At 41.3% G+C, this 22,754-nt stretch carries 19 protein-coding genes; 12 read left to right on the top strand and 7 right to left on the bottom strand.

What is annotated here, in order from left to right; translation table 11 throughout:
- Positions 1 to 17: 17 nt before the first annotated feature.
- From B2746_RS19645 to B2746_RS19635, 3 genes are read right to left on the bottom strand one after another with little or no spacing between them, the layout of a single operon-like run.
- The gene (locus tag B2746_RS19645) at positions 18 to 845 is read right to left on the bottom strand and encodes a LytTR family DNA-binding domain-containing protein (protein WP_290797909.1); all 828 of its coding nucleotides are present in this window, start codon (positions 843 to 845) and stop codon (positions 18 to 20) included.
- Between the two features lie 14 nt (positions 846 to 859).
- Positions 860 to 1,618, bottom strand: coding sequence for a response regulator transcription factor (locus B2746_RS19640; protein ID WP_290797906.1), 759 nt, complete (start codon positions 1,616 to 1,618; stop codon positions 860 to 862).
- On the bottom strand, positions 1,615 to 4,758 hold the full coding sequence (locus B2746_RS19635; RefSeq protein ID WP_290797903.1) for a ligand-binding sensor domain-containing protein: 3,144 nt from the start codon (positions 4,756 to 4,758) through the stop codon (positions 1,615 to 1,617). Before B2746_RS19635 ends, B2746_RS19640 begins: the two co-directional genes overlap by 4 nt.
- Positions 4,759 to 4,950: 192 nt before the next feature.
- On the opposite strand from B2746_RS19635, the gene B2746_RS19630 reads away from it, so the two are divergent.
- From B2746_RS19630 to B2746_RS19600, 7 genes are all read left to right on the top strand, one after another.
- Positions 4,951 to 7,986 carry a SusC/RagA family TonB-linked outer membrane protein gene (locus tag B2746_RS19630; protein ID WP_290797900.1) on the top strand — a complete coding sequence of 1,012 codons (3,036 nt, stop codon included), beginning with the start codon at positions 4,951 to 4,953 and terminating at the stop codon, positions 7,984 to 7,986.
- A gap of 10 nt (positions 7,987 to 7,996) precedes the next feature.
- On the top strand, positions 7,997 to 9,553 hold the full coding sequence (locus B2746_RS19625) for a RagB/SusD family nutrient uptake outer membrane protein (protein WP_290797897.1): 1,557 nt from the start codon (positions 7,997 to 7,999) through the stop codon (positions 9,551 to 9,553).
- 26 nt (positions 9,554 to 9,579) lie between these two features.
- Positions 9,580 to 10,623 (top strand): glycoside hydrolase family 43 protein, encoded by a 1,044-nt coding sequence (locus tag B2746_RS19620; RefSeq protein ID WP_290797894.1) that lies wholly within the window; start codon positions 9,580 to 9,582, stop codon positions 10,621 to 10,623.
- An 18-nt stretch (positions 10,624 to 10,641) separates the two neighbouring features.
- A complete protein-coding gene (locus B2746_RS19615; protein WP_290797891.1) occupies positions 10,642 to 11,676 on the top strand; it encodes a glycoside hydrolase family 43 protein in 1,035 nt (344 codons plus the stop codon).
- A gap of 79 nt (positions 11,677 to 11,755) precedes the next feature.
- Complete coding sequence (locus tag B2746_RS19610; protein ID WP_290797888.1) at positions 11,756 to 12,160, top strand: VOC family protein; 405 nt, start codon at positions 11,756 to 11,758, stop codon at positions 12,158 to 12,160.
- 3 nt (positions 12,161 to 12,163) lie between these two features.
- Positions 12,164 to 12,649, top strand: a complete 486-nt coding sequence (locus tag B2746_RS19605) for a thermonuclease family protein (protein WP_290797885.1) — start codon at positions 12,164 to 12,166, stop codon at positions 12,647 to 12,649.
- Positions 12,650 to 12,769: 120 nt separating this feature from the next.
- Entirely contained in the window at positions 12,770 to 13,594 is an 825-nt protein-coding gene (locus tag B2746_RS19600) for an alpha/beta fold hydrolase (protein ID WP_290797881.1), read from the top strand.
- Here B2746_RS19600 and B2746_RS19595 read toward each other — a convergent pair.
- The 3 genes from B2746_RS19595 to B2746_RS19585 all read right to left on the bottom strand — a co-directional run bounded on the left by B2746_RS19595 (position 13,591) and on the right by B2746_RS19585 (position 15,793).
- Positions 13,591 to 14,034, bottom strand: a complete 444-nt coding sequence (locus tag B2746_RS19595) for a heme-degrading domain-containing protein (protein ID WP_290797879.1) — start codon at positions 14,032 to 14,034, stop codon at positions 13,591 to 13,593. The two genes, B2746_RS19600 and B2746_RS19595, sit on opposite strands and share 4 nt — an antisense overlap.
- Before the next feature lie 7 nt (positions 14,035 to 14,041).
- Positions 14,042 to 14,794 (bottom strand): NIPSNAP family protein, encoded by a 753-nt coding sequence (locus B2746_RS19590; RefSeq protein ID WP_290797876.1) that lies wholly within the window; start codon positions 14,792 to 14,794, stop codon positions 14,042 to 14,044.
- 111 nt (positions 14,795 to 14,905) lie between these two features.
- Positions 14,906 to 15,793 carry a hypothetical protein gene (locus tag B2746_RS19585; protein ID WP_290797873.1) on the bottom strand — a complete coding sequence of 296 codons (888 nt, stop codon included), beginning with the start codon at positions 15,791 to 15,793 and terminating at the stop codon, positions 14,906 to 14,908.
- Between the two features lie 339 nt (positions 15,794 to 16,132).
- Between B2746_RS19585 and B2746_RS19580 the strand changes: the two genes are divergently transcribed.
- From B2746_RS19580 to B2746_RS19565, 4 genes are all read left to right on the top strand, one after another.
- On the top strand, positions 16,133 to 16,288 hold the full coding sequence (locus B2746_RS19580) for a hypothetical protein (protein WP_290797870.1): 156 nt from the start codon (positions 16,133 to 16,135) through the stop codon (positions 16,286 to 16,288).
- 53 nt (positions 16,289 to 16,341) lie between these two features.
- Positions 16,342 to 18,027 (top strand): tetratricopeptide repeat-containing sensor histidine kinase, encoded by a 1,686-nt coding sequence (locus tag B2746_RS19575; protein WP_290797867.1) that lies wholly within the window; start codon positions 16,342 to 16,344, stop codon positions 18,025 to 18,027.
- Between the two features lie 5 nt (positions 18,028 to 18,032).
- Positions 18,033 to 18,698: a response regulator gene (locus B2746_RS19570; protein ID WP_290797864.1), complete on the top strand. Its 666-nt coding sequence runs from the start codon at positions 18,033 to 18,035 to the stop codon at positions 18,696 to 18,698.
- Between the two features lie 291 nt (positions 18,699 to 18,989).
- On the top strand, positions 18,990 to 20,063 hold the full coding sequence (locus B2746_RS19565) for a type I restriction endonuclease (RefSeq protein WP_349680618.1): 1,074 nt from the start codon (positions 18,990 to 18,992) through the stop codon (positions 20,061 to 20,063).
- A gap of 88 nt (positions 20,064 to 20,151) precedes the next feature.
- Here the strand turns inward: B2746_RS19565 and B2746_RS19560 are convergent, their stop codons facing one another.
- Positions 20,152 to 20,820 carry a DUF6904 family protein gene (locus tag B2746_RS19560; RefSeq protein ID WP_290797858.1) on the bottom strand — a complete coding sequence of 223 codons (669 nt, stop codon included), beginning with the start codon at positions 20,818 to 20,820 and terminating at the stop codon, positions 20,152 to 20,154.
- A gap of 278 nt (positions 20,821 to 21,098) precedes the next feature.
- On the opposite strand from B2746_RS19560, the gene B2746_RS19555 reads away from it, so the two are divergent.
- On the top strand, positions 21,099 to 22,748 hold the full coding sequence (locus B2746_RS19555) for an alkaline phosphatase family protein (protein WP_290797856.1): 1,650 nt from the start codon (positions 21,099 to 21,101) through the stop codon (positions 22,746 to 22,748).
- Positions 22,749 to 22,754 lie beyond the last annotated feature (6 nt).

Raw genomic sequence — 22,754 nt, 5'->3', positions numbered from 1 at the left:
TGCAGCGATCTAACCATTCAGGGGTGAATGTATTCACTAAAAGCGGCCAGGTAACCGCGTGATACAGGGATAACCTGATCAATTCCATTCAGGTAAAGCAGGCATTTGTTTTTCTCATAGCGCACTAATTGAATCCTCTGCAAATTGACCATAAACGACCGATGACAACGTTTCAGACCGGTTTCCGCAAAATGGAGTTCCATATTTTTTAGCGTGTTGCGCAATAAATGCCTTGTTTCCTGCCCATTCTCAAGACAATGTATATATAGATAATTATCAGCTGCTTCAATATAGGTAATCTGATCTGAGCAGATGGAAAACTGGATTTGATTCTTTTCATCGGGAAAATCAACCATTCCGGTAAGTAGCTTTTCTTGATAAGTTATTTTTTTCTCCTTCATTCTTAAATGGTTGAACAACAAAAAGGACATCGAATAAGGGAGAATAGTGCTTAAAAAACTATATTTAAAACTGACCGGAACCTCTTTGAGTAATTCGGATACCGGTAGCCACTGCCCTTCCTGATAGATCACAAAAACCACTGACATGATTAGTAATTCCACAAAATACCTGACAAGATAGGTTTGAAGAACGAATGATCGGATTCGAAGTAACCGGATAAACAGGTGAGAAAAACTAAGTACAGTTCCCCCCAATAGCGCAAATCCGGAAAGATGAATAAGCTGTTCCAACTGAGTATCGTTTCTCCAGGTATTTATATTGAAAGGAACAAAAGCGTTTAAGAAAAATAGATTAAAGGCGGTGGTAAAGACAATAAGGAAATACCAGAAATTTTTTTCATCCGGGATCTGAATAGGTGAATTGAAGAAGGCTTGTACTTCCATAAAAAGGATTGAATTTAATGATGTTTTACATAATCAGAAGGCAGTACCCCAAATTGCTTTTGAAAATTCCGGCTAAAAATGCTGGCACTGGTGTATCCGACTTTTTCACTGATCTGTTGTATACTGAATTGACCTTCCAGAAGAAGGGTTGCAGCTCTTTTCAATCGCACCAGATGAATAATTTCATTGGGGGTCAGGTTGGTTATCTCTTTTAATTTCCGATAGAGGGTAGGCCTGCTAACATTGATAAGCTTAGCCAAATGATCCACATCAAAATCCGGGTTTTCGATGCGTTCCTGGACGAGATTGTTTAAATGCTCCAGAAAACTTTCATCCGCTTTATCATTGGCCATTGATTTAATATGCGCCAATGGGTTATTTGCATAAAATGCCAACACTTTATTTCTGTTGACCAAAAGGCTGTTGATCTGCAGGTATAAATACTCTGGCGAGAAAGGTTTTTCTATGTATACATCCGCACCCTGTTCAAGTCCCTCTAGTTTATCCTGCAGGGTATTTTTGGCTGTAAGAAGTATAACCGGAATATGACTAAAGTCTACACTTGTTTTGATATGCCGGCATAATTCAAAACCATCCATTTCCGGCATCATAACATCACTTACAATTAATTGTACTTCCTGTTCATGAAGTTTCTCAATGGCCTCCTTACCATTATGTGCCATGGTAATAATAAAATGTGTTTGTAAAAAATGCCGCAGATAATCCAGGATATCATCATTATCATCTACCAGTAAAATCGTTGATTTGGTCATAGGGTTGAATTTATTGGGTTAGAAACGGGAGGATTTATAGGTAACACCAGTTTAAATACGGTTAACTGTGGATCAGATTGAATAATCTGAAGACTGCCGCCCATTAGTTGTGTGCAGGATTTCGCCAGTGCCAGACCTATTCCACTTCCTGGTCGGGATTTGTCCTGTTTTAACCGAACAAAAGGTATAAATATTCTATCCCATTGATCTGCAGGAATTGGTTTGCCATCGTTTTCAATAAAAATCTCCACCTCTTCCATATTATTAAGACGGGCTTTTAAGATTATAAATCGGTGTCCATAATTAATTGCATTGTTCAGCAGGTTGTCAATTGTTTTCTGAAGGGCATCCTCGTCATTGTAAAGAATCAGTTTATTCAACTGAATGGAATGGTCAAATCGGATTCTCTTTTGATTCGCCAAAGGAAGAAATGCAAGGTATCGTTCTTCGAGAAAATCAGGAAGTGAAATGGGGGATATTTGCAGAGGCCAACCCGATGTTTCAATTTTTCTGAAATCCAATAGTTGATGGGTGAGTTCCAGCAATCTTGCCGTATTCTTATTCATCATCTGCAGTTCAAAAGAAATACCCGGGTATTCATTTTCCTTCTTCAATACCTGCTCCATAGGTGCTTTAATCAGGGTAAGCGGTGTTTTAATTTCATGGGCAATATTGGTAAAGAACTCAATTTTCGCCTGATACATTTCCTTTTCTTTTTCATGTTCCATCATTTCCAGTTGCCTGGCTGCCTTGTTTGCCATGGCAATATGATAAGTGCGAAAAAGGAACCAAACTAAAAACCCAATTACTGTTGCATATACCAGATAAGCAAGCGGGCTTGCCCATACAGGTGGATCAATTCTGATGTCCAGGCTCGCCGGTTCCGGTGTCCATTTCCCATTTGAATTGGCAGCTTTTACTTTAAATGTATAGTTTCCTGGTGATAGGTTTGTGAAATATACCCGGCGATTTGCCTTTAAAATAGTCCATTCATCCTCCAGGCCTTCCAATATGTATTGATATTCTGTCATTTCCGGAGCGGAAAAATAGAGTGCTGCAAAATCAATGGCAAAAGTCGACTGATTATGACGCAACTTTATTTTATTGCTGTATAGAATTGATTTTGAAAGCTCCTTTCCTACGCCGGCTTCCTTTCCACCTATATTGATGCCCGTTATATGTATATCGGGCATAAAATTTCCTGCAATAAAATTATCCGGATGAAACCTGATCATGCCCCGGGCACTTCCAAAATATAAGTTACCATCGGCATCTTTAAATCCTGAGTTATAGTTGAACTGATTACTTAACAGTCCATTTGCTGTTGTAAATGTTTTTATTATGCTGAACTCTGAACTCATACATACCAGCCCTTTGGTAGTGGTAATCCAAAGCCGTCTGTTATCGTCTTCTAAAATTTTAAAAATGGTATTGGAAGGGAAGCCCTCCTGGATACTGAACCTCCGGAAGTTTTGCGTAGAATCATTATAAAGTGCGAGTCCGCCCCCTTCTGTTCCAATCCACAATTTATTATCTGCTGATTGAAAAACTGTGGTAATTGAGTTGGAGGGCAGTGATGTGGAAATAGCAGGCTGGTGCACCATCTGGACAGATTTCCCTCTTATATCTTCCATGCGATATAAACCATTTCCTATGGTTGCGATCCAAATGCTGCCATCTTTTGTTTCCAGAAGATGGTGTACAAAGGAATTGGTTGGAATCGCAGTTACCGGTTCAAATCCTTTGCTTTCTTCATTAAAATGGTATAGGCCTCTTCTTGTGCCTGCAAGCAGTGTTCCGTTTTTTAGTCTGTATAGCACTACAAAAAAACTGCTTTCCATCCGATGGTCCAAGGAATTTGGATAATGGGCAATTACCCGTTTGCTTTTGATATCCACTACATCAACTCCATGTTCAAATGTTCCAACCCAAAGCTGATCTCCATTAGCAAGTAGTCCATGGATATTGTTATAACTTAGATTGCCTGGTTGTCCATTTGCCTTAAGGTGTGAAATTGTTTTTCCATCAGGGGAAATGCAGTTTAAACCTCCATCTTCTGTTCCCACCCAAAGTTGGCCACTATTATCTTTACAAATTTCCCGTACAGCCTGACCGCTTAGTGTATTGGCTTCCGTACCCGGCAGGTATTTATAAAAGCTGGCATACTGCCAACGATAGTAATTGATTCCGGCGAAATAAGTACCCGCCCAAATACCGCCTTCTTTGTCTTTATAAAGACTATATACCGCATTATCAGAAAGTGCATACTGATTGTTTAGCTGCTTTCTAAGATTGGTTATTGTGCCCTCCTTATCACGAATAAATAAACCGTTTTCGGTAGCTATCCAAAGGGTGCCGTCATTTTCTTCTGCAAAGTCCCTAACAAATATATCAGTGACTTGCTGATTGCGAAGCACCGGCATGGTATTGCCAGAAATTGGATCATATTCGAATGCTCCTTCGCTTGCTGTTCCAATCAGTAATTTCCCATTACTATTACAATACAATTTTTCAATCCATCTGTTTGCTGCCTTGGTATTCCAAAAAGATAGTGTGGTCAGTTTAAAACTATTGGAATCGGGCTCATACTTAAACAAACGACCATCAGATGTGCCAATCCATAATTTTCTTTTTTTATCTATGCATAAACTGGTTGCTGAAAAATAACGTTGCGATGAATAAATTTGTAATCGTTTGGTACCATTGGGTAAACAATACAATGTTTGTCCCGCTATGAACCATAAATTGTTCTCTCCATCTTTTTTTATATCCCTGATTTCATCTTTGCTTGAAGTCAACAGATTGAATGATTCAGATTCAGCATGGTATTTGTAAAGTCCTGATCGGGTTCCAACATATAAGGTATCTGATAGATCAAGATAGAGGCTTCTGATAAAACTGTCACCGATTTTCAAACCATCATCCGGATTGTTTCTAAAAACCTTAAAACTATACCCGTCGAATCGGTTCAGCCCATCTTTAGTACCCATCCACATAAAACCCCTGGCATCCTGTACAACAGCGAACACGGTATTATTTGAAAGGCCTTGTTCAACCTGATAGTGCCGGAAATAATGTTGGGATTGCAGGCAGTTTATACAGGCAAGCAAAAGCAACAATATAAAGGAGAAGCGAAGCATGGAGTTTCAAAAATAGGAAGCAAAATCGAGACAAAAAGCACCTTTTTTGATACAAAAAAATGTTTCAGTCTGCTTATTTATTGAAACCTTCACATTTGTAACGATTGTGCATTGCCTGCTCCAAAATACAAGGTATTACACTACCGCTACGCCATTTCTTAAGGCAGAAATCAACTAAATCACAACTTGCATATGAAGAAGACAACCAGGAACATTTTAGTAAAAGCCTGCGGTACATTACTGGCTTTACTGATTTGTATAGGACTGTATGCCCAGCAAGCCGTTACCGGCACCATACGATCGGTCAATGGAGAACCACTGGGAGGTGCAACTGTAAAAGTAAAGGGAACTCAAAAGTCAGTAATTGCAGATGCTTCCGGAAATTTTACTATTGATGCTGCAATCGGTTCCTTTTTGGTGGTCAGTTATGTTGGCTATCAGGATCTGGAAATAAAAGTTACCGGTGCCCCCTTGAGCCTGTCTCTTGTCAATGCAATAGCTGTAGCAGATGAGGTGGTTGTGATAGGGTATCAGACAGTTCGTAAAAGAGATCTTACGGGAGCTGTTAGCGTAATTGACCCCGGCACTGCAAATAAGAACACCTCTAATTCGGTTGCTGAAAGTATACAGGGACTTAGTCCGGGTGTAACGGTTCGGAATACCGGTCAGCCTGGTGCAGGAGCTAAAATTGATATCAGGGGCGCAGGAACCTTTGCCAATAACAATCCTCTCTACATTATTGACGGAATGTACAGTGATGCCACACCAGACTTCAATCCCGCTGATATTGAAACAATTCAGATTCTTAAAGACGCATCTGCTGCCGCTATTTATGGAAGCCGCGCAGCAAATGGTGTTATAATCATTACCACCAAGAAAGGGAAAAAGGGCCCTCCTGTATTCAGTGGCAGCATTAAAGCCGGTATTCAGGCTGTGCATAACCGTTATGATATGATGAATGCACAGGAATATCGCGCTCTTTCGACACAATTGCATGAGGCTGGCGGACTGCCTGTTCCGACGTCTATCAGCTCGGAGTTTGATCCCTCCATCAATACTGACTGGCAGGATGAATTTTTACGTTCAGGTGCCATTGGCGATTATAATCTTTCAGCCTCCGGCTCTGTAAAAAAACTTAATTACTTTATCAGTGCCAACCATTTCAGCAATAAAGGGCCGGTGATTGATAACAGTTTTTCCCGAACTGGTTTTCGGATTAATACCAGCTTGCGGCATGGCAGATTCAATTTCGGAGAAAATGTCCTCTTCAGCTGGACAAAAGAAGATCCCATTGCCAGTTCTGGGGTGGGTGTTAATCCATTTGTTGATATGATCAGCATGCCACCTGTGGTTGGTTTGAAAGGAAGCAGGTATGAGTCTCCGGAAAACCCCGAAGGCTGGGGCATTGGATTAAATAATGCATACCTGAACACGCTTACTGCCAATGTGCCCGCGCTACAACGACTGGATCAGTTTGAGCAGCGTAATTTTAAAATTCGCGGAAATGCGTTTGTTGAATTTACCATTGCAGACGGGTTCTTTTACAAGTTCAATTTCGGAATTGAAAAAACGATGGACAGGGGTGATGGCATCAGAATGCCAGGAACGGTTCGCCAGGGCACACCTTCTCCCAATAACAATGAAATCGGACGTTTTCGCAGCAGGGGTGAATTCCAGTCGACACTCTTAGAACATACCCTTAACTATGATAAAGTAATTGGAGATCACAGAATTGGTGCTGTTGCTGGTGTAAGTATGCAACGCTTTGATCATCCGGTTGACCGGATCAGCCAGATTGCTTCCAACCCGGAAGTATTGGACAGATATAAAGAAATATCCAATTTTATCGGATATCTTGGAAGGGTTAACTATAGCTATCAGGATAAATACCTTACCAGCCTCACATTCAGAAGAGACGGGAGCTCAAAATTCAGCAACAATAATCGTTGGGGAAATTTCCCTTCTGCCTCTGTTGCATGGCGGATTTCAAAGGAGAAATTCTGGAATGTGGATGCTGTTAATGACCTGAAAATTCGCGCTTCCTATGGTTCTTTGGGTAATGCAGAATTCCTGAATGCCTGGATGTATTATGCGGTTATTAATCCTTTCCCCAGAGCGGTATTTGGTCCGAATAGTACAGAGCAGATTGGGGCTATTGTAACTCAATTGGCGAATACTGATCTCCGTTGGGAACGTAAAAACACAACAAACCTTGGTATTGAAGCCTCCTTCCTAAATAATGCACTTAGTTTTTCAGCCGATTATTTCATAGCTAAAACAAAGGATGTACTGGTTGATCTTCCCATTAATCTGACTACAGGAAATGCTGGCGGTAATCCCGCTGTTAATGCTGCTTCCATTCAGAATAAAGGTTTTGAGCTGGCATTAACCTATCGCTCCAAAAAGACCGGTGACTTTAAGTGGGATGCCACGCTGAATTTTACCAGAATCCGAAACAAAGTGCTGGAATTTGGTAATGAATCTACCAAGTATACGCAAATAGGAGATGCACGTACTGAGTTGGGACGCTCCATTGGTGAGTGGTATGTGCTTAAAACAGATGGTATTTTTCAGAGCCAGGCTGATGTTGATGCACACCGTGGTAAAACTGGCGAGCTTTTACAGCCCTGGGCAAGACCAGGTGATATCCGTTATGTTGATGTGGATGATGATGGGACGCTTGATCTGGATAAAGATCGTCACTATGCAGGCAGCCCCTGGGCCGATTGGGAAACTGGTTTGATAGTGAATGCACAATACAAACAGTTTTCGTTTTCAATGCAATGGTATGCTGTTGTAGGAAATCAATTATATAACCGTCCGCGATACACGGTTGACCGGATGGATCTGAATACCAATTTCCGGAAAGGAGCCAATTTCTGGACACCTGAAAATCAGAGTAATGAATGGCCAAGAGCGGCTATAGGTGCACCTGATCAGGGAATTCAGTACAATGTATTACCACAGTCTGATCGCTGGCTGGAAAACGGCAGCTATCTGCGGCTGCGCAATATTGAAGTGGCCTATAATTTTTCACCTGCAAACATGCAGCGGATTGGTTTTAAATCCGCTTCGGTTTTCCTGAGTGGTCAGAATCTGCTGACCATCACCAAATACACGGGTCTTGACCCGGATATTGTTGGTGTCAACATTTTTGAAAGAGGACTGGATAATGGTCAGTATCCCGCACTTCGTATGGTATCTGCTGGCCTGAGATTTACCTATTAAAAAAGTAGCAATGAAAACCATTATAAATATTTGTCTCGCAGGCTTACTTATAACCGGAGCCGGTTCCTGCAAAAAATACATTGATCTGGATATCGAAAATCCAAATCGCAAGGATGAATCAAATTTCTGGAAAACGGGAGAAGATGCATTGCAGGGGATTAATGCAGTGTATGGAAATTTTTACCGCAACGGATCGCCCGGATCAAGATGGACGCCCTTTTATTTTGATATCCGTTCCGATGACGGCTATTCAACCAGTCCCTGGAATGAATTAAGAAGTGTTGGCGCACTAAATATTACCCAGTACAGTTTTGAAGTGAACTATGATACCTGGTGGCATCATTACAGAGGTGTTTACAGATCCAATCAGGTAATCAGTAATGTACCGTCCATATCCATGGATGAAAATTTGAAAAAGCGCTATATAGCGGAAGCCAAATTTTTACGGGCGCTATACTATTATAACCTCGTTACAATTTGGGGAAATGTTCCATTGGTTTTAGAACCATCTCTTCCTGCAGATAAACCCTTTCAGTCAAGTCCGGAAGAGGTATGGACACAGATTGAAACAGACCTGACGGAAGCATCAGTTGACCTTCCTGAAACCTACACAGGTGAAGAAGTTGGCCGTGCAACCAAAGGGGCAGCTTATGCCCTGCTGGGAAGGGCACACCTGCAGCAAAAAGAATATGAAGCAGCAGCTTCTGCACTTGCCTGGCTCATTACTGGTGAAGGTCAATCTTTGTATGACCTGATGCCGAATTATGCAGATAATTTTTTACATACAACAGAAAACAACAGAGAATCTGTATTTGAAATTCAGTTTAAGATGCGGGCTGAAAACAGTGGAGAAGACGGACCAACCTCCAATGTGGGTACCAGTAGGTCTCCATTTTTTGCACCACCCGGACATGGATTCAATGATGCAAATATGCGTCGTTGGGTAGTGGGTGAATTTTTGAAAGAAGAAACCGCCTCGGGTGATCGTGACCCCCGACTTGCAGCAACTGCATTATATGATTCAACGGATGAACGTGGTCCAGACTTCACACAAGTATATGGTGGCTCATTCACATCAAAGAATTACAATGAGGATATCGGCAATCGGGTTTGGTATCGCAAATACCTGAATGATTATTTCCGCATAAATGAATTTGAAGTATTTAATGGTCCGGTGAATTTCCGTGTGATCCGATTTGCTGATGTATTATTGATGTATGCTGAAGCATTAAACGGCCTGGGTCAGACAGCGGAAGCCTACCAGTATGTGGATCGTGTTCGGGAGCGTGCAGGATTGACAGCACTTTCTGTAGCAATGCCCGGAATGAATCAGACGCAGTTTTTGAAACAACTGGAGCATGAGCGTATAATGGAACTTACCGGAGAGTCTTTGCGTTGGAATGATCTGGCGCGCTGGGGTTATTTTGATGACAACAGCAAACTGGATGAATTAAAGGCAAGAGATCCGGAGTTTGAGAATTTCCAAATCGGACGAAATAAATACATGCCCATTCCGCAAACTGAAATCGATATCAATCCAAACCTGGTTCAAAACCCGGGCTGGTAGAAATCTGAAATGAAACTTAATAAGATATGTATATCCGTTCCGGAATTTTTTATCTGCTGAGCATTGGCATGCTGTTCCTTGGTTGTGGTGAAAAGGATTCACCATCTGAGCCCGGACCTGAAGAGAATACCTTCAAAAATCCAATAATGAGTGGTTCAGATCCCTGGATAGTTAAGCAGGGAACAACCTATTATTATACACATACCCTTGGAAACAGGGTAATGCTTTGGAAAAATAGTAAAGTAACAACGATGGCAAGTGCTTCCGGCTCTGTGGTGTTTACTGCAGCGCCGGGGAGTGCTTACTCGTCCAACGTTTGGGCGCCGGAGTTACATTATCTTGATAACAAATGGTATCTCTATATCACAGCAGGTAGTGGCCCGGATGAAACGCAACGTACATGGGTACTCGAAAATTCTGCTTCTGATCCAACAACCGGCCAGTGGACCATGAAAGGAAGGATTTTCGCAGAGGATACAGATTTCTGGGCAATTGACGGAACGGTATTGGAGTATAAGGAAGAGCGGTATTTTTTATGGAGTGGAAGACCGGATCAGTCTGTACAGAATCAGAATATTTACATTGCTAAAATGGATACACCCTGGTCGATAGAAGGAAACAGTGTGCTGTTGACAAAACCTGATCTTAACTGGGAGCGTGCAGGCGGACCGGTGAATGAAGCGCCGCAGGTACTTAAGAATGCATCAGGAGAAGTGTTTATGGTGTATTCAGCCAGTGGTTGCTGGACAGATGACTATGCGCTTGGAATGCTTACGCTTAAAGAAAATGGAGACCCGATGAACCCTGCAGACTGGACCAAAGGAAATTCTCCGGTGTTTACCAAAAACACAGGCGGACGTGCATTTGGCCCCGGGCATTGCTCCTTCTTTAAATCAGCTGATGGAGCGGAAGACTGGATCATCTACCATGCCAATAATAATAGCAATGATGGTTGTGGTGAAAAAAGAAATATACGGATTCAACCCTTTACATTTAGTTCAAACGGTGTTCCGCAATTTGGATCACCTGTTGCAATTTCCTCCTCAATTAATGTACCTTCAGGAGAATAGTAGTTTAAATTTTGGCCTATGTTAAGAAGACATCTGACTTTTGTGCTTGCATTATTTTGCCTTGTCGCATGTAGTGATGATCCGGTTCCAACATTCAGTAATCCGCTGTTGCCTTCAGGCGCAGATCCCTGGTGCATTTATAAGGACAGCTTTTATTATTATACCAATACAACAGGTAAAAATATCACTGTTTGGAAAACCAAATCCATTGCTGATCTGGCTACCGCAGAAAAGAAAGTGATTTTCACTCCGCCTGCTACCGGCCCCTATTCAAAAGAACTATGGGCACCTGAAATTCATTTCCTGAAGGGTAAGTGGTATGTCTATTTTGCTGCGGATAGCGGAAATAATGTAGACCATCGGTTATGGGTACTCGAAAATGAATCAACTGATCCGTTTCAGGGAAATTGGGAGTTAAAGGGTCGCTTATCCACACCGGATGATAAGTGGTCAATAGACGGTACGGTTTACGAGCATGAAAACCAACTGTATCTGTTATGGTCAGGTTGGGAAGGGGATGTAAATGGTCAGCAGGATATTTTCATTGCCAAAATGGCCAATCCCTGGACGGTAACCGGAGAAAGAGTACGCCTTTCATCACCAACCCTGCCCTGGGAGAAACATGGTGATTTGAATAATCCGAATGATGTACCGCACGTGAATGTAAATGAAGGGCCGCAATTGTTGCGGAACAAGGACCAGTTGTTTTTGATTTATTCTGCCAGTGGTTGTTGGACAGATCAGTATTCATTGGGCATGTTGTCAACCAAAGTTGGAGCAGATCTGATGGACAGCACGGCCTGGACAAAACATCCTGAGCCAGTATTTACGCAAAGTCCGGAGAATAAGGTATATGCACCCGGACATAATTCATTTTTTGTTTCACCAAGTGGACAGGAGAACTGGATACTCTACCATGCCAATGATGAACCGGGACAGGGATGTGGAGAGTTTCGTTCACCCCGGGCACAACCGTTTACGTGGAAGGAGGATGGAACTCCGGATTTTGGGAAGCCATTAGCAACATCAGAAAAGATAAACATACCACAGTAAGTTTAAACTTATATTTATCTGATACTAACTGGGGTTAAAGATTGATCTTTAACCCCAGTTTTATTTATTTGATAGGAGTATGAAAATTGAACACATTGCAATATGGACAAACAATTTGGAACCACTTAAAGAGTTCTATTGTACCTATTTTGGAGGCATTGCCAATACTAAATATGTTAATGAGAAAAAGAAATTTCAAAGTTATTTTATAAGTTTTGAGGCTGGTGCCAGGCTTGAAATAATGTCAAAAGAGGGTGTAACTGATAGAGAAGTAACAGATACAAAACCCGAATTTATTGGGTATGCACATTTTGCGTTTGGTGTAAATACAATGCAGGAAGTTGATGAGAAAGCCGTGGAATTGCGAAATAATGGTTTTGAAATAATAAGTGGACCAAGAGTTACTGGTGATGGTTATTATGAATTTGAAACAAAAGATACAGACGGGAATCGAATAGAAGTTGCTACAAAATATAATAAATAGACTATGATTCACCTGTTTATTGCATTTGTATTAAGTTTTTCCGGATTATCGCTTTCTATCGAAAAATATCCCGATAATGTGACTGGAAAAGTTATTGGAGTAGTTGATGGCGATACAATCGATATCCTGTATGAAGGCAAGCCCCTGAGGATCCGGTTGGCACATATTGACTGTCCGGAGATCAGGAAAAAACAACCCTATGGAGCCGCAGCTAAAAAGTTCAGCTCTGATTTTTGCTTTGGCAAGCAGGTGCGTATCCTGCATAAAAATGATGTCGATCGTAATAAACGACTGATTGGAGAACTGTTCTTATTCAACGGATTGAACCTGAATAAGGAGTTGGTTAAAGCGGGCCTGGCCTGGCACTTCGTCAAATATTCCACAAGTGTGGAGTATAGCAATTTGGAGAAAGCAGCCCGTATAGCCAGGACCGGTTTGTGGAAGGAACCAAATCCGGTAGCACCCTGGAACTGGCGGAAGCCTGAATAGTTGAAATTAACGCAGTGGGAAAAAAGTACCATCCGAAGCGAAATCTGTCCATTGTTGGCCATTGTGATTTGTAGCAATTTTACATCATCAAACAATTCATAACAAGTAATACACCTAACAATGAACAAGCTAACAGTAAAAGACGGTACAGAAATTTATTACAAAGACCTGGGCGAAGGCCAACCAATTTTCCTACACCATGGCTGGCCCCTGTCTTCTGATGATTGGGATGCACAGGTTATGTTCTTTCTTGAAAATGGGTTTAGAGTAATAGCACATGATCGTCGTGGTCATGGCCGGTCAACCCAAACGTATAAAGGAAATGATATGGATACCTATGCAGCGGATGTTGCTGAGCTCACAGCGCACCTGAATCTTACCAATGCTATCCATATTGGCCATTCAACAGGTGGTGGAGAAGCCATCCGGTATGCTGCAAAATATGGAAAAGACAGAGTAGCCAAAGTGGTTTTGATTAGTGCCATTACACCCTATATGATTCAGGATGAACGGAATCCGGATGGTGTACCGCTGGCAGTTTTTGACGATATCCGTCACAACACCCGTCATAACAGACAACAATTTTATCAGGATCTTACAGTTCCATTCTATGGTTATAATCGGGAAGGGGCTGATATAAAAAAGGGGATTCAGGATAATTGGTGGAGACAGGGAATGATGGGTGGTATCAAGGCCCAGTATGATTGTATTAAAGTGTTTTCTGAAACAGACTTCACGGAAGACCTGAAAGCAGTGGAGGTGCCGGTGTTGGTCTTACATGGTGAAGACGATCAGATTGTGCCTTTTGCAACCACGGCAGTCAAAGCACATCAGCTATTAAAAAACGGAGAGCTTATTTTATATCCTGGTTTTTCACATGGTATGCCTACTACGGAAGCAGCTACCATTAATAACGATATTTTGAAATTCATTCATAAGGGCTAGAAAAAACGCCCCTGTAATGCATCGATAATTAATTGATGATCATCTGTATCTGGCAGACCAGTTACGGTGATGATTCCAATCAAACCGGCGCCATCCACAAATAAAGGGATGGCGCCTCCTTTTGCTACATATTCATTCTCATTAAGTCCGTAAAACTGCTCCAAGCTTCTGTTCTTTCTTTCCAGTTCAAAACGAACAGATAATGAGCTTTCCTCGAAATGTTTGGCCGTATTGGCTTTTCTTTTTATCCAATGGTGTTTGTCAACCGGCAGCGACTCGTCAATATATAAGAAAACGGGCTGGTTAAGTCGGGCAATTTCAACCCCGATGATCTGGTTGCGATTTTTGACCAGTTCAATAATTGCGAGGCCCATTTCAAGCGCCAAGCGGTTGCTGAACTGCTTTAGCTCAATTCGTTTAAGAACGGTATTTGTTTCCATTTTTGAACTATCGGATGGTTGAAAAAGGAAGTGGTTTCAACAGGATGGATTCCACACGTTCAACAATGAGGCCCTTGGCTTCAGAAGCATCACGTGCTTTGATCCATTCCGGATTTTGTCTGAAGCTGTCCCATGATTTTTTTGCTGCGGCTTTGTCTTTATGAGCCAGCAGGTAAATCAGTTTGGGTTGTGATGTGTCGGCAGGCAGACTGGTCCAGTAAGCAATATTGGTCATACCTGCATCTGTAAACAGCTTGCAGGTATGCTTACTGAAGCGCTGTTGCAGATTGGGTAATTTATTGGGGTGACAGGTATAGGTGCGCAATTCAAACAGCCGGTCGGTTGCACTGCCTGAAGGTGCAATTGCCGGTGTAAAGTCAGTCGTCTCCATAAAGGTGGAGCTGATCCGCGCAATAATTTTGCCCGACTCTTCTGATCTGCGAGCAACGCCTTTCCAGGTGGTATCTTCTATAAATGATTTCCAGGAAGCATCTCTTGCCTCCCGGCTTGGGAAAGCAAGTACATAATAGAGGGCATTTTCCTTATTGTCTATTGGTAGCCAATACCCAATATTTTCCATACCATGTTTTTCAAACAGCCGGGTGGTATGGTTGGAGAAGCGTTCAATCAGGGCATCGAGCCGGCCCGGATTGCAATAGTAAACACGTAATTCATAAAAACGGGTATCCTTTGATTGAGCTGAGGCCGAGAACAGGCTGCAGGTGAGCAACAGCAACAGTAGAATGAATTGCTTTTTCATGATACCTGAAAATAAGCATATTTCAGGATACCGTATCGCTTTCAAAGGGGAATACAATCTCTTCAGGGGAATCAGAAATAATATCTATTTTATTAATTCCGGGATCGGCGTTCAATTTTCTGGATTCTGCCGAATTTTTTGTTTACCCAGTATATGTTTTTTGATCATGTAAGCTGATAAAGGCTTCAGTTGCCGGTGAAGCTCTTCCGGATGATTGCCCTTAACAGTAAAAACGTCCAGATTATTATTGCGCTTGATATACCAAAGCTTTCCAGCTGATCTTAAACTAATCGTATCTGGTTGCGTAACTTTTTTAAAATTCCTGAGCAAAAAGGTATCAAGTGGTAATACGATTGCGGAACCCGGACGGGTACCACAGGGTACAACTTTATATAGCTCCCCTGTCCAATACATACATGAACTGGGCAGATCTGCAAATGACTGCACAGTAGGTGGAGTTTTTCTGAATTTCATTATGGAGAAACCTGTAACTGCCAGAATAGCTAAAGCGCCCGGTACTAACCATTTAAAAAATCTTTGATTTTTCCTTTGTTCAAAACCACGTGGTTCAATTTGAGGTGTTTTTGCCAATGGTTGAACCGCCGCCGCAAGTTCTAAACCCTCTATAGCTTCTTTCTCCCCAATATACTTTCTGCCCAACTCATATGGCCTCGGTTGAAAATCAATTAGCCAGGCTAACAGCTCAATGTTTTTTTCATTCGTGTCCTCGGTTTCGCCCTTGAGGTAATTGATCAATGGTTTGAACTTATCAATTTCAAATCGACTAATTGCTTTCAGACAACTATCCTTTCCATCCACCACCCCAAAAAAATCGCGCAGGGTTTTTAAGTCGCGGGGTTGATATCGCTCCTCACATATTTTCAGACACTCCTCTCTCAACTTGGCCGGACTGGGTAGTAAAAGGCTATTCGGAAGCAATTGTTGCTCCGATTTTTTTCTAAAATCTTCTAGAATGAGGTTTCTGTAATCTGGAAACATATCAAATAATAGCTGATTGAATTCGAATTTTCGGAATCTCACCGGAATTACCGGAATTATCGGAATCAGTTGATAATCAGCCTGGTATTGCCTAATACTTTTGATCCTGAAATCAATTGATTCCTTTCTGGCTAATTGGATTTCTATACAGAATTGATTTCAGAGAGTTGGATTGTTGGTGTCGGATGATTGACCTGGGAAGCAGTTTCCGGTCGCCACCTCTCCAGCGCTCACCTACTTCCCAAAAAATCCAGGAAGCGCTTCCTGGAATGTTTTCAAAACCCGCGCTGGATCAGCAAAATCCGGTGCAAGATTCCTTCATTTCAAAATTTAAACAAAATGTTTTACATATTGATATCCCTTCTATTGGGATTGGCCTCCTCGACTCAACCCGTAAACGATCCAATTAATGAAGACCCTGGTGTGGTTACCACCAGCGATACCGGCGGTGAAACCGGACATATTCCACCTCCACCTCCCAAAGGGAAGGGATAAGAACAGATAAGGCAAGTGAAAGCTTGCCTTATTTTTTTTAATTTCCCTGTTCTATGTTTTTAATACGTGGTTCATTCAACAGCCTTTTCCTAATAATCGTAGTCCTGATCAGTTGCAAACAACCTGATCCGGCGCAGGCTCCTGCTACCGATGCAGGTTTTACCACTGCCATGGAGCTGCTGAACTCGCAACCCGATTCGGCTTTTTATTATTTTAATGAAATTGCCACCCAATCAGCCGATTCGCTCGAAATAGCTTCAGCACTCAACTATATGGCCATTATCCAGCACAACGCGGGAGATTATTTCGGAAGCATTGAAACCCTGCTGGCTGCGCTGGGCTATCTAAAAGAGGAATCAGAAGAAAAGCGACCTTATTACCAGGCAGTTTATAACCTGCTGGGCTCTAACAACCTAACACTGGGGAATTATGTGGATGCCATTCTCTATTACCAGCAAACCGCAGATCTCACCACTGACCGTAATTTTAAGAATATTGCATTGAACAATCTTGCGATGGCCTACCAGAAAATGGGTGATAATGATAAGGCGATTGAATTATTTTCCATTTTACTAAAGGATACGGTATCTAACCCGGTTAATCAGGCCAGGGTACAATCCAATCTGGCCCGAACCAGGTGGCTGCAGAATAAAAGCTTTAATCTATTACCGGATTATTGGGCCGCGCTTCAGATCCGAACTGCTGAAAAGGACCAGTGGGGATTGAATGCCAGTTATTCTCATCTGGCGGATTATTATTCCGGTAGACGTCCCGATTCCGCCTTGTTTTATGCCTCCAGGATGTATGCAGTAGCAACTGATTTGAACAGTGTGGACGATCAACTCGAAGCACTCAAGAAACTTATTCCTTTAGCTTCAACAGATAAGGTAAAGGGATTTGTGGCTGAATACATGCACTTATCAGACAGTCTGCAGGCTGCCCGCAACACTGCCCGAAACCAATTTGCGCTGATCCGCTATGAAGCCGCAAAAAGTAAAGCCGAAAACCTGGAGCTCTTAAATACAAATGCGGAAAAGGAATCGTTGCTTTTTCGGCAACAATTGATTGGTGGTGCCCTGGTTTTGGCACTGCTTGGCCTGTTTATTTTTGGAATGAACAGACAACGCAAAAGAAAAAAACAGCTCCAATTACAATTTGAGCAATCTCTCCGGGAGCAACAGTTAAAAACCTCGCAAAAAGTGCATGATGTGGTGGCGAATGGACTGTATCGGATCATGACTTCCATTGAACACAATCCCGATCTGGATAAAGCAGCCTTACTGGATGATGTTGAATACCTCTATGAAAAATCAAGAGATATCTCCTATGATGAGGAAGAGCTACGTGAGCCAATGACAGGGTACCACCAAAAAATAAGTGCGCTGATTAATAATTTTGGCAGCGGCAGTACCAAAATTATGGTGGCGGGAAATGATCCTGATTTGTGGAAATCCATAGGTCAGCGTTTAAAATCGGAAGTAGAACCTATACTTCAGGAATTGCTTGTCAATATGGACAAGCACAGCAAAGCCAGTAATGTACTTGTAAAATTTGAACGAACGGATAGGGTGTTAAAAATTAACTATACAGATAATGGAGTTGGACTTCCAGCCAGGCTGAAATTTGGTAATGGGTTGAGGAATACGGAAAACCGGATTATTGGATTGAACGGCTGGCTTAATTTTAAAAATAATCCTTTGAATGGGTTAAAAATTCAGATTCACCTGCCAGTTGAATAGCAAGCATGATAAATAAAATCCTTATTGCCGAAGATCACGAAATGTCAACTATTTCATTACAAAAAGTATTGGATGAAATAGGGGTGACTCAGATTGAGTACATGTATTATTGCGATGATGCATTAGCAAGTATCCGGCATGCTATTAGCCGTGGCAACTCCTTTGATTTGCTGATTACAGATTTGTGTTTTGAGATGGACGGACAAGAACAGCTGATTAACAGTGGACAGGAATTGATACAGGAGGCCAGAATACTGCAACCTGAATTAAAAGTCCTTGTTTTTTCAGCAGAAAGTAAACTGAGCACCATTGAGAAACTGTATAATGAACTTGAAATTGACGGCTATGTTCGAAAAGCCAGAAATGATGCCAAAGAATTAAAAATAGCGATTGAAGAAATTGAAAAAAATCAACGCTATTATCCCCGTCATCTCATGCAGTTGCTAAAGCAGAAGAATGTCTATGAATTCACTTCGTTTGATATCGCCATTTTAACCTTGCTTTCCGAGGGTATAAGGCAAAAAGATATACCGGAATACCTGCAACGGCAGGGTATTCGTCCGAGTGGATTGAGTAGTGTCGAAAAGAAATTAAATTTTCTGAAAGAGGAGCATAAGTTCACTACCAATGAGCAATTGATTGCTTTTTGTAAAGAGTATGGTATCATCTGATTAAGCCAATACGGGTTCCCGTAAAAATTATCCTATCACATACAGTAGATTTGGTAAAACACAGGAATGAAGTGAAGCCAATAGGGTTTTTGTTGATACTTCTCAGCAGTTTCAAATGTGCTGAAAAGAAGGGGGGATATCTATGTGATAGTCCTAATGCTACCAAGTATCATCTGGTGGAAAATTGCCGCGGATTGCGTGCCTGTAAACATCCGATTATTCATGTATCACTCGAAGACGCAAAAAAAATTAGAAAAACAATCTGTGGTTGGGAAAAATAAATTGTCAATAATGGAGAATGATTTAAAATTTCGGTTGGAACAATTGCACCAGCGGGTGGATCAATTAAAAACACAAATCAACACCGAAGAAGCTACCAAAAATGCTTTTGTAATGCCTTTTATTCAAATCCTTGGATATGATATTTTTAATCCAACCGAAGTAATTCCTGAATTCATCTGTGACATTGGAACTAAAAAAGGTGAAAAAGTTGATTATGTAATTAAAAAGGATGGCGAACCCATTTTGATTATAGAATGCAAACATTGGAAAGAACAGGTAGACGCCCACAATTCTCAACTTCACAGGTATTACCACGTTTCAAAAGCCAGGTTTGGTGTTTTAACCAATGGCCATCAATACAATTTTTATTCCGATCTGGAAAAGCCAAATATAATGGATGAAAAACCATTTTTTTCTTTAGACTTATCCAATTTGAAGGACAACAATCTGATGATCCTGGAAAACTTTACCAAAAATGGATATAATCTGTCTAATATTCTGGATTCTGCTGAAGCACTGAAATATATCAAGGCCATACGTACTGAGTTTGAAAAGGAAGTGCAGCAGCCTTCTGATGAGCTGGTTCGGCTATTGGTGAATCGATTTTTTGAAAAGCCCTTAACTGCCACAAGGTTAAGTACTTTCAGAGAATACACGAGGAAGGCAATTACCAATTCAATCAATGAATCAATTAGTTTTCGATTAAAGAGTGCCTTACATATCAATGAAGCAGTTCCAACTAAGGAAGATACACCAGTGGATCCAATTGATGAAAATTCAGATGAACCCAAAATAGCAACCACTATTGAAGAGATGGAAGGATCTCAGATTGTAAAAGCAATAATGAGGGAATCTTTGCCGGCAAGTAGAATCTCGTTTCGTGACACCCAGTCTTACTTTGGAATTCTTCTGGACGATAACAATCGAAAACCTTTATGCCGCTTACATTTTAATTCCTCCAATAAATATCTGGAATTGTTTCACAATGGAAAAGATAATGGGGAGAAGAAGCTGCTTGATTCTGTGGATGATATCTATAAATTCAAATCTGAGTTACTAGCCACAATTGCGCATTATAAATAGAAGTAGCCACATCAGAAAAAATAAAGAAGTATGACAAAGAAGGTGGAAACAAAATCCGGGTATTTGTTTTTTAAGTACATAGTTTGGATCACCACTCAATCTTTGGAAAGCTTTTCGTTGTTAGTTGAGTAATTTCACAGTTTATTTTTTTTGCACTCGCTTTTAGTTCCTCAATGAATGATTTGTGAGCAGGATCCCATTCATTAAAATAGGCATTTATTAATTTGGGAATCTTCCTAAACCTGGTTTTACCACCCTTACCAAAAGTAAATTCGCGGTGCAACGCCTGGTATTGAATAAAAGCGTATGGTGTGAAAGTTGGAATTCGTCGGAGTAGTAATGCTTTAATTTCCATTCCGCCGATTGGATCATATTTGTCAAGTGCTTTTTCAACAGCAAATTCCAGAAGATATAAAATACCTTGCTGACCTTTGTCAGTAATTGAATAGGCAGTTAATTCTCTTATTGTGATTAAATATATGATCAGATCTGTCCAGACAATTTGAAAACCATATAGTATATTTTCTGATCTATTATTGGGACTTTCTTCAGATTTAAATATCCTTTGCCCCTCATATGCTTTCCTTAATTCATAAGCAAAATTTAATAATAGTTTACTTTGGGCCTCCTGTTCTGGAACTGATTCCTTAAGACCATCAATTAAATTATGAATAAACTCATGTAAAAAACATAGGTCTTCATAACTGCCATAAATTGACGCACCTGTGCCTTTTGGAGTAGGATTGGCTTGAAACATTTCTTATTTATTTAAACGCCTTATAATTTAATCTTGAGTGGGATTAAAGTAGGGCTCCGACATTCATTACCAATTGAGCTTTATTAAAAAAAGGAAGATATTTAAACAGTGTGCAAAATAAATACATTTTGGTGGTATTTACCTAAAGATGCATGTTATACTATTTAAGGACAATTCCCTGCTCATTTTGATGATTGATTTGCAGCCTGCGTACTATAATACTTTGCTGAATGTTCTAGCTTTAGCTTTTCAGTTCAATCTAACTAATAGATTTAGGTATGAATAAACTATTGCTGCTTTGCTGCCTGATGGCCGCCTGTTCCCCAACTACAAACAAAACCCCGGAGCACATCAAACATGTTATCGTTATTGGCATTGACGGATTCAGTGCCAGCGGACTGAAAAAAGCAAAAGCTCCTGTACTGGATAGTTTATTAAGAGTGGGTGCTTATTCTACGACGGTAAGAACGGTTTTGCCAACAGTAAGCAGTCCCAACTGGGCTTCCATGCTACAGGGTGCCGGACCCGAACAACATGGAATAACCAGCAATGATTGGGAGCTGAACGATCATACCCTTGAACCCGTTGCATTTGACAGCAGCAATCGCTTCCCCTCCATCTTTACTATTTTCAGAAGCCAGCGCCCCAATGAGGAAGCCGGCGCTATCTATAATTGGGAAGGCTTCGGTAGATTATTTGATTCCAGCCTGGTTAATCTGAGCCAACATTATGAAACACAGGATGCTACCGTTGCCGCCTATGCGAATTACCTCATAGAAAAAAAACCGGTGCTATCCTGGGTTCACCTGGATGAAGTGGATGGCGCTGGCCACCATTTCGGCCATGGTACCAAGGGCTATTTTGATGGCATTCTTAAGGCAGATTCCTGCATCGGTGTAATTATCGATGCTATCCGGAAAGCCGGTATGGAAAATAACACCATGGTAATGATAGTGGCTGATCATGGTGGTATAGGCGCTGGGCATGGAGGAACAGACCTGGAAGAACTGACCGTTCCCGTAATCTATTTTGGTGCCGGTATAAAAAATGGCTACCAGATTCAACAGCAGATTTATCAGTATGATGCCGCAGCCACCATCGCGTTTGCCCTGCAATTGGAAACCCCCTATGAATGGATTGGCCGCCCGGTGAAAGCCGCTTTCAAAGGATTTGAAGAACCTCCCCTTGTATGGAAAGCAACTAAACAAACAGAAGCTCCCGTTATTTATCCGGAAGCTAAGTATTATGCCAGAGCCGGCGGCTTATTTATTGATTCACTTCCTCGGGTTGAAATTACAACGGCAGAAGAAAAAACTTCAGGAACAATTTATTTTACCACTGACGGAAGCAATCCCTCATCAACCAGTGCCAAATATGAAGGGCCCTTCCAGCTTGGCTCCACCAGCGTGGTGAAAGCTGCGGTGATCGAAAACGGAAATCCGGGTAAAATCGCCACTGCTTATTTCAGAGTACTTAAATCCGGCCGGAAAAACGGTGTCCGGTATAATTTTTACAAAGGAGATAATTGGAAAAAACTTCCTGCTTTCTCCTCTTTGAAACCTTCCGGTAATTGGACAGATTATGAATTCCAGCTCGATCTGGAAAAACCGGAGATTGCACAGCAGGGTAACAAAGGAGGTTTTGGTTTGATAGCTGAAAGTTGGCTGGAAATCGACAAAGAAGGAGAATACCAGTTTTATACCAGATCCGATGATGGCAGTAAGCTGTATATAAACGGACAATTGGTGGTGGACAATGATGGTGATCACGGTATGGAAGAAAAATCAGGCAAGATCAAACTGACCAAAGGAAGACACGCCATTAAAATTGAATACTTCGACGGAGGTGGTGGTCTTTGGCTGGATGCTTATTACAAAGGACCCGGTTTGGAAAAACAAATCATCCCTGCCGATAAATTATTTTTTTAAACAAAC

It is taken from the genome of Flavihumibacter sp. UBA7668, assembly GCF_002483205.1.
Classification (GTDB): domain Bacteria; phylum Bacteroidota; class Bacteroidia; order Chitinophagales; family Chitinophagaceae; genus Flavihumibacter.
The sequence above is the reverse complement of the archived record's forward strand: the minus strand, read 5'-3'. Positions and strand labels throughout refer to the sequence as shown.